The sequence below is a fragment of the Streptomyces sp. SPB074 genome (genome assembly GCF_000154905.1).
In the GTDB taxonomy this organism is placed as follows: domain Bacteria; phylum Actinomycetota; class Actinomycetes; order Streptomycetales; family Streptomycetaceae; genus Streptomyces.
The window spans coordinates 2247003-2255067 of sequence record NZ_GG770539.1 but is presented as its reverse complement, the minus strand read 5'-3'; the positions used below and the strand labels follow the sequence as shown (position 1 = coordinate 2255067).

The 8065-nt window shown below is 75.1% G+C and carries 7 protein-coding genes; 1 reads left to right on the top strand and 6 read right to left on the bottom strand.

What is annotated here, in order from left to right; genetic code table 11:
* The 6 genes from SSBG_RS09105 to SSBG_RS09080 form a co-directional block, all read right to left on the bottom strand.
* Positions 1-875 (bottom strand): hypothetical protein (locus tag SSBG_RS09105; RefSeq protein WP_234010444.1); only part of this gene is annotated, 875 nt, incomplete at its 3' end.
* Positions 872-2155 (bottom strand): glucarate dehydratase family protein, encoded by a 1284-nt coding sequence (locus SSBG_RS09100; protein ID WP_008745889.1) that lies wholly within the window; start codon positions 2153-2155, stop codon positions 872-874. The genes SSBG_RS09100 and SSBG_RS09105, both read right to left, overlap by 4 nt.
* On the bottom strand, positions 2152-3090 hold the full coding sequence (locus SSBG_RS09095) for a 5-dehydro-4-deoxyglucarate dehydratase (RefSeq protein ID WP_008745888.1): 939 nt from the start codon (positions 3088-3090) through the stop codon (positions 2152-2154). Before SSBG_RS09095 ends, SSBG_RS09100 begins: the two co-directional genes overlap by 4 nt.
* A gap of 243 nt (positions 3091-3333) precedes the next feature.
* Positions 3334-3948, bottom strand: a complete 615-nt coding sequence (locus tag SSBG_RS09090) for a DUF4232 domain-containing protein (protein ID WP_037869305.1) — start codon at positions 3946-3948, stop codon at positions 3334-3336.
* Positions 3949-4164: 216 nt separating this feature from the next.
* Positions 4165-5808: an N-acyl-D-amino-acid deacylase family protein gene (locus SSBG_RS09085; RefSeq protein WP_008745886.1), complete on the bottom strand. Its 1644-nt coding sequence runs from the start codon at positions 5806-5808 to the stop codon at positions 4165-4167.
* A 70-nt stretch (positions 5809-5878) separates the two neighbouring features.
* Positions 5879-7216: an alanine racemase gene (locus SSBG_RS09080; RefSeq protein ID WP_037869304.1), complete on the bottom strand. Its 1338-nt coding sequence runs from the start codon at positions 7214-7216 to the stop codon at positions 5879-5881.
* 214 nt (positions 7217-7430) lie between these two features.
* Here SSBG_RS09080 and SSBG_RS09075 point away from each other — a divergent pair.
* Positions 7431-8065, top strand: a 635-nt coding sequence (locus tag SSBG_RS09075; protein ID WP_008745884.1) for a sugar kinase, incomplete at its 3' end; no start/stop codon positions are given.

The window sequence follows — 8065 nt, the reverse complement described above, 5'->3', positions numbered from 1 at the left end:
ACGGCGAGCAGGGTGGCGGCGAATTCGTCGGAGAGCGGGAGCCCGGAGCGTACGGCCGTGCGCAGGGCCGCGCGCACCGAGCCGGGGTTGAGGCCGCGCGCCGACCAGGCGGCGGCGCAGGCCGCGCAGCAGCACACCGACAGCAGGCGCGCCTGCTCGGCGGTCCAGGCGCCGTCCGTCTTCTCGTGCGTGCCCGCGTGGACGACGCCGAGTTGTCCGCAGCCTTCGAGCGAGACACCGTCCACCGGGACGCCGTCCAGGGCCTCGGCGGCGAGCGCGGCGCCGTAGGCGCGGACCTCGGCGTGGGAGGGGCAGAGCGCGTAACGGTAGTGCTCGCCGTAGCAGTTGACGACGGTGAGGTCCGGGTGCGCGGTGCCCAGGCGCGAGTCGTGCCCGAGCACGAGCCACGCGGTCACCGCGAGACCCTCCGCGCGCAGCAGCCGGGCCGCCGCGCCGAAGGGGTCGGGCTCCGGGCCGGTCCAGGCGGGGGTGGCCGGACGCAGCCGGGCGCCGGCCCAGCGGGGTGCGGCCGGGTCGGGGGCGGGCCGGTAGAGCGCGGAGTGCGCGGCGTCCACGAGGCGCCGGGCGGGATGGTGCGGGGTCGCCGCGCGCGTCGCGTGGTAGGTCGCCGCGAGCGTCACCGAGGTGAGCCCGGCGGCGCGGACGCGGGCGGGGAAACCGGGATCGCCGAGCACGTCCCAGGGGTAGGCGTGACCGGAGAGGGCCGCGGGAGCGGGCCGGGCGGGGCCCGGGGAACGGGGCCGGTCCGTGCCAGGGACGCCGCCCGCGCCAAGACCGCCCGCGCCGGGACCGCCCGTACCAGGGCTCCCCGTGCCGGAGCCCTCCGTGCCCTGGCCGTCGGCCGCCGCGCTCACCACTTCGCCCGTCCCACCGTGAAGTCGGGCTCGAACGTCCGCATGTACGTGGTGTCGTCGCGTTCCGTGATGCCGCAGCGCGTGTAGTTCTCGTGCAGGCGGGCGAGGGCGTCGCGGTCGAGGGTCACGCCGAGCCCCGGCGTCGTGGGCACGCGGACCTTCCCCCCGCGGAAGGCCAGCGGCCGCTCCACGACGTCCGTGCCGTCCTGCCACGGCGTGTGGGTGTCGAGCGCGTGGTCCAGGACGGGGACGGCGCCCGCGAGATGGACCATCGCGGCGAGCGAGATGCCGAGGTGGCTGTTGGAGTGCATCGAGACGCCCACGCCGAACGTGCGGCAGATGGCGGCGAGTTCGAGGGAGCGGCGCAGCCCGCCCCAGTAGTGGTGATCGGCCAGGACGACCTGCACGGCGTTCTTCCGGAAGGCGGGGGCGATGTGCTCGAACGCCACGACGCACATGTTCGTCGCGAGCGGCAGACCCGCGCCGCGCGCGACCTCCGCCATGCCGTCGATGCCGGGGGCCGGGTCCTCCAGGTATTCGAGGAGGTCCCGCGTCTCCTCCGCGACCTTGAGGGAAGTCTCCACGGTCCAGGCCGCGTTGGGGTCGAGGCGCAGTTCGTGTGCGGGGAAGGCGGCGCGCAGGGCGCGCACGGCGGCGATCTCCTCCTCCGGGGCGCGGGTGCCGCCCTTGAGCTTGATCGACTCGAAGCCGTAGCGCGCGGTCATCGCGCGTGCCTGGCGCACGATCCCGTCCGGGTCGAGGGCCTCGCCGAAGGAGTCGGGCTCGGCTCCCGGGTGCCCGGCCCATTTGTAGAAGAGGTAGGCGGAGAAGGGCACTTCCTCGCGGAAGCGCCCGCCGAGCAGATCGGAGACCGGGCGGCCGAGCGCCTTGCCCTGCACGTCGAGACACGCGACCTCGAAGGGCGAGTAGACCTGGAGGAGCGTCTTCTCGCGTGTGGCGGGACCGATCAGGCCGTGCTTGTCGCCGGCGGCTCCCGCTCCGTCGAGCGCGGCGGCGACGCGCCGGTGGGCGTCGGCGAGGTCGAAGACGTCGAGTCCCGCGAGGGCCGCGGCGGTGCGGCGCACGAGGGCGAGGTGCCCCGCGTCGCCGTAGGTCTCGCCGAGCCCGTACAGGCCCTCCTCGGTGCGGATCTCGACGATCGTGCGCAGCGCCCAGGGCTGGTGCACGCCCGAGGCGTTGAGCAGGGGCGGGTCGGGAAAGGCGATCGGCGTGACGACGACCTCGCTGACGCGGGGGCCGTGCCCGGTCGCGGCGCTCACGCGGCCACCTCGCGGGCCTCGATGCCCCCGAGCGCGGCCCGGCCGCGCGCGATGATGTCCTTGAGTTCGGCGACGTGCTCCTCGGAGGCGTCCAGCAGCGGCGGCCGTACGGGGCCGACGTCCAGGCCCGCGAGGCGCGCGCCGGCCTTCGGGAGGGCGACCGCGTACCCGGGCGCCTTGTCGCGCAGGCCGACGAGCGGCACGTAGAACTCGGCGAGCAGGGTGCGCACGGCGGCGACGTCCCCGCGCGTGCTCGCGCGGTGGAAGGCGACGGCGATGTCCGGGGCGAAGCACAGGACCGCCGAGGAGTAGCCCGTGACGCCTATCGCCTGGTAGGCGGGGACGGAGACCTCCGCCGTGGGAAGGCCGTTGACGAAGGCGAAGCTCTCGGCGCGCGGGTGCCCGGAGGAGCGCACCGTCGCGATGATCCGCTGCATCGCGTCCACGTCGCCGCGGCCCTCCTTGATCCCGGCGACGGTCGGCAGGTCGAGGAGGGCGAGCGCGGCGGGCGGGTCGAGCACGGCGTTGGCGCGCTGGTAGACGACGAGCGGGAGGGGCGTGGCGGCGGCGACGTGGCGCACGTGCGCGACGAGCCCTGCCGGGGCGGACTCCACGAGGTACGGGGGCATGAGGAGCAGCCCGTCGGCCCCCGCCTCGGCGGCGCCGCGCGCGAAACCGGCGGCCAGGCGCGGGCCCCCGCCGACACCGGCGTACACCGGGACCCGCCCGGCGGCCACCTCCACGGCCGTCGCGACCACGGCGCGGTGCTCCGCCGCGTCGAGCGCCGAGAACTCCCCGGTGCCGCACGCGACGAAGAGCGCGGCGGGCCCGGCGGCCACCTGCTGCTCGACGTGCTCGGCGAAGACGTCGCGCGCGAAGGTGTCCTGTGGGGTGAAGGGAGTGAGCGGAAAGGAGTACAGGCCCTCGGGCAGCATGGGTGTCCTCGCAGATGCGTTCATGTACGTGAACGATGTGCTTGTATGTGATCGATGTACGGCGTCAAGGTAATCCCCGGAACGCGGGGGGTCAATGGCGCCTCGTCACACGGGAGGCCGGGCGAGGGCGGGGGAGGGCGGGGCGGGACAGGGCCCGGACGTGCGGGGGCCGGAGCGCGCCCCCCGGCGTGCTCCGGCCTTTGCCGCGTGTTCCCTTGTCCGTGCCGTCCCTCTGCCGGGGCGTCAGTCCACCTTGTAGGAGGGGGCGAGCGAGGTGACGTCGAGCTGGCCGTTGTCCACCCACTCGTCGAGCTTGAGCGTCTTGTGGGTCGTGGCGGCCGGCGGCGTCACGATGAGCTTGGCGGCGTGCTTGGCCTGCGCCGTACCGGTGTTGGCGTGGGTCCAGGCGATGACGGCCTGGGCGTGCTGGCCGTTCTTGAGGGTCAGCGTCTTCTTGCCGGCGTCCGCCGCGTACCAGGTGACGCCCCAGTGCGTCTTCGTCGTGAGTGTCTTGCCGTCGGCGTCCTGGAGGCCGAGGCCCGGGTAGCCGCGCAGGGCGCAGGTGTGGCCGCTCGTGTTCTTGAGGTCCAGGATCGCGCCCGCGTGGTTCATCCCGCCCGCGAGGTGCTTGCTCAGCGAGGCGGTGAGCCCGGCGGTCGCGCAGGTCGGCGTCGCGGCCTTCGTGCTCGTCCCGGAGGCACTGGCCTGGGCCACCGTGACGGCCCCGACCGCGCCGGTGAGCGCGAGCGCGGCGAGCGGAAGGCTTATCCGCCGGGCGATCCGGCCCGTGCGGCCCGGCTTCGCGGTGGTGCCGGCGGTGGGGAGGGTGTCGGTGATCTCGTTCGTGCGGCGGGTCATGGCCAACGTCCTTTCCTCGTGCGTGCAAGAGGTTCGATGGCCGGGCCCGGCGGAAAGTTCACGGATGGGCGAAGATTTTTTCCCCGGCGGTGGCGCGGGGGCCCGGCCGGGGCTCGGGCAGGACGACGCACGCCCCCGGCCGCCGAACCGAGCGCCCGCCGCCGGACCCGGCGCCCACGCCGCAAGGTTCAGCACGCCGGGCTCGGCCCGCCCGGCTCAGCGCCGCCCCCGCCCCCGAACCGAGCGTCCCGGCGTCGCCTGCGTGCGGGCGCCGTCGCGCAGCACGAAGTGCCCGTCCACCAGGACGTGCGGGATGCCGGCGGGGAGCGTGCGCGGCTCCGCGAAGGTGGAACCGGCCGCCACCGTGACCGGGTCGAAGAGGACGAGGTCGGCGCGGTAACCCTCGCGCACCAGGCCCCGGTCGGTGAGCCGCAGGCGCGCGGCGGGGCGCGAGGTGAGGTGCCGGACGCACTCCGCGAGCGAGAGGACGCCCAGCTCCCGCACGTACGTCCCCAGGTACCGGGGGAAGGTCCCGTACGCGCGCGGGTGCGGCTTCGCGCCCTGGAGGATGCCGTCCGAGCCGCCCGTGTGGACGGGGTGGCGCATGATCGTCCGGACGTTCTCCTCGTGCCCCACGTGCTGGAGGATCGTCGGGCCGAGGCGGTCGGCGAGGAGCAGTTCGCGGGCGTACGACCACGGGGCGATGCCCCGCGCGGCGGCGGACGCGGCGACCGTACGGCCCACCGCCCCGGCGAGCCCGGGGCTCGTGACGCCGGAGATCTCGATCGTCTCCCACTCCATCGGCACGCCGTGGCAGCCGTCCGAGCCCACCACTTCGAGGTCGTGCCTGATCCGCTCGGCGGTCTCCGGGTCGGCGAGCCGCGCGAGCGTCGCCTCCGGGCCGCCCTCGCTCGCCCAGCTCGGCAGCACGGCGGCGAGCGTCGTGGAGCCCGGCGTGTACGGGTACGTGTCGAGGCTGATGTCGGCCCCGGCCGCGAGCGCCCCGTCGAGCAGCGAGACCAGCTCCGCCGCGCGGCCCTCGTTCACACCGAAGTTCATGGTCGCGTGGGCGAGATGGAGCGGGCAGTCCGCCTCGCGCGCGAGGACGACCATCTCCTCGTACGCCTCCAGCGCGCCCGCGCCGTACGAGCGGTGGTGCGGGCAGTAGTAGCCCCCGTGCTCGGCCACCACCCGGCACAGCGCGGTGAGTTCGGCGTCCTTCGCGTACATGCCCGGCGTGTACGTGAGCCCGGAGGACATCCCCACCGCGCCCTCGCGCATTCCCTCGGCGACGAGTTGACGCATCCGGTCCAGTTCGGCGGCGGTCGGCGGGCGGTCCTCCCAGCCCATCGCGTGCATCCGCACCGTGCCCTGCGGCACGAGGTACGCGGCGTTCACCGCGAGGCCCTGGCGATCGAGCCGGTCCAGGTACTCGCCGACCGTGCGCCAGTCGAAGTCCACGGACTCGTCCCCCGGGCCGCCGCCGTTCCACCCGGCGATGGTGCGGCGCACCTCGGCGAGCGTGCGCTCGTCCACGGGGGCGTACGAAATGCCGTCCTGACCCAGGACTTCGAGCGTCACGCCCTGCGCGACCTTCGCCGTGTGCGCGGGATCGCGCAGCACGGCGAGGTCGCTGTGGGCGTGCATGTCGATGAAGCCGGGCGAGAGCGCGAGCCCGTCCGCGTCGAGGACCCGGGCGGCGGACAGCCGGGTGCCGCCCCCCTCCCGCCCGATGGCCGCGATCCGCCCCTCGCGCAGCAGCACGTCGGCGCGGTAGGGCTCTTCGCCCGAACCGTCGACCACGAGGGCGTCACGGACGAGGAGTTCGGGGGCGGGGGAGGGGACGGCGGCTGCGGGCATGGGGCGTTCCTGTTCGGGGAGGGGCGGCGAGGGTTTCCGCGGACCGGGCGGGGCCCGGCACCGTACGGTCCTAGAAGAACGTCCGCACGTAGTCCGTGACCGTGCCGTCCGCCGTCGCGACGGGGATCAGCTGCCACTTGTCGAAGGACGTGCACGGGTGCGAGAGCCCCATGCCGAGCCAGTCCCCGACCTCCAGCTCCGTGTCCGGGTCGGTACGCACCCAGCCGTGCTGGTCGGAGAGCCCGCTCACCGTGATGCCCCCGGCGCCGCGCACCTCGCCCGTCCGCGCGTCCCGCACGGCCTGCGCCTCGGGCAGATCGAGGTCGTACGCGGCGTCCCGCTTGCCCGCGTTGACGAACGCCTGCTCGGCGGACGGGCGCGAGACGACCTGCGCCCACAGCCGGAACGCCGGGTGCAGCGCCCCCTCGTCCGGGACGCGGTTGAACGGCGTGAGGTGCTTGTAGTGCCCGTCGTCGTGCGAGACGTACGCGCCCGAGCGCAGCAACTTCCGGACCGGCAGGCTCAGTTCGCCGATCTCCGCGAAGGCGGTCGCGACCGCGTCGAACCAGGCGCTGCCCCCCGCGCTCACGATGATCTCCTCGGCGCCCGCCGCCGTGAAGCGGCCCGCCGCGTCGAAGTCCGCGAGCAGCGCGGTGAGCCGGCGCAGCCACGCGAGCACGCGCTCCGGGTCCGCCTCGGGCACCTCGCCCTCGTACCCGGCGACCCCGACGAGGCGCAGCGTGCCGCTCGCGGCGACCGCGTCGGCGATCGCCGCGCACTCCGCCTCGGTGCGCGCCCCGGTCCGCGCGCCCTCGCCGGCGCCCAGTTCCACGACGACGTCCACGCGCCGCGCGCTCGCCGGGCCCGCGGGCAGCGCCCCGGCGGCCTCGCGCAGCGCCGCGTCCATCAGCTCCACGCCGCGCACGGAGTCCACGTAGCAGACGAAGGCGAAGCCCGGGTCGGCCGCCAGCTCGGCCGCGAGCCAGCGCAGCGCCGCCGCGTCGACCAGCTCGTTGGCGAGGAACACGCGCGGCACGCCGAAGGCGCGCGCGACCCGCACCTGGTGCGGCACCGCGAGCGTGATGCCCCAGGCACCCCGCTCCAGCTGCCGCTGGAAGAGCTGCGGCGCCATCGACGTCTTGCCGTGCGGCGCGAAGGCGAGGCCGTGGCGTTCGGCGTACGTCTCCATGAGCGCGAGGTTGTGCTCCAGGGCCTCGGCCGAGAGGGCGAGCACGGGAGTCGTGAAACCGCCGGTGAAGAGGTTTCTGCGCTGTCCCGCCAGCTCGGCGACGGTCAGCCCGTCGGCGTCCGGGGGCAGCCCCTTGAAGCGGCTGTCCACCCGGACCGCGGCGAGCCGGTCGAGCGCGTGCCGGTCGAGGGCGGCGGGGCGGCTGTCCCCAGCGGTCATGACGTACTCCCAAGGGCCGAGGCGGCGCGGACCCGCGCAACCGGTGCGACGTGTTGCGCAGGATGCAACGCTCATTGCGTATGTCGCTTCATGGTGTCTAACATCCGAGACGAGCCGGGGTCAATGAGGCAGCCGGGACACCGGCCCGGACCACCGGCCGAGGGGCCTTCCACCCCGCAGGCACGCACCCCGTACGCACGACGAGAGGCAGACCGTGAGCGCGACCGACACCGCAGCCGCCACCGTTCCGGCACCCGCGAGCCCCGGCGACACCGGGCCCGGCGCGGAGGTCGTCTGCCTCGGCGAGTCGATGGTCACCTTCGTCCCGCAGACCACGGGCCGCCTCGCCGACGTCCCCGCCTTCACGCGCGCCATCGGCGGCGCCGAGTCCAACGTCGCCTGCGCCCTGGCCGCCGCCGGGCACCGCGCCCGCTGGGTCGGCCGGGTCGGCGCCGACGGCTTCGGCGAGCACCTCGCGGACGCGATAGCGGCGTACGGCGTCGACACGAGCGCCGTCACCCGCGACCCCGCGCGCCCGACCGGGATCTACTTCCGCACGGCCGCCGACCGCGACGCGGACGCCGCCTTCGAGGTCGTCTACTACCGCGCGGGCTCCGCCGCCTCCGCGATGTCCCCGCACACCGTCCCGCTCGACGCGCTGCGCGACACCCGCGTCCTGCACGTGACCGGCATCACCGCCGCCCTCTCGCTTGACTGCCTCGCCCTCCTGCGCGAACTCACCGAACGCCGCCCCGGCCGTCCCCTCGTCTCCTTCGACGTGAACTTCCGCGCGAGCCTGTGGCCCGACCGGACGGCGGTCGGCGAGGTCCTGCTCGGCCTCGCGCGCGG

Excerpts from the sequence above, each read along its gene's own strand:
- SSBG_RS09085 (WP_008745886.1), bottom strand. The coding sequence starts at position 5,808 with ATGCCCGCAGCCGCCGTCCCCTCCCCCGCCCCCGAACTCCTCGTCCGT.
- SSBG_RS09095 (WP_008745888.1), bottom strand. The coding sequence starts at position 3,090 with ATGCTGCCCGAGGGCCTGTACTCCTTTCCGCTCACTCCCTTCACCCCA.
- SSBG_RS09080 (WP_037869304.1), bottom strand. The coding sequence starts at position 7,216 with ATGACCGCTGGGGACAGCCGCCCCGCCGCCCTCGACCGGCACGCGCTC.
- SSBG_RS09090 (WP_037869305.1), bottom strand. The coding sequence starts at position 3,948 with ATGACCCGCCGCACGAACGAGATCACCGACACCCTCCCCACCGCCGGC.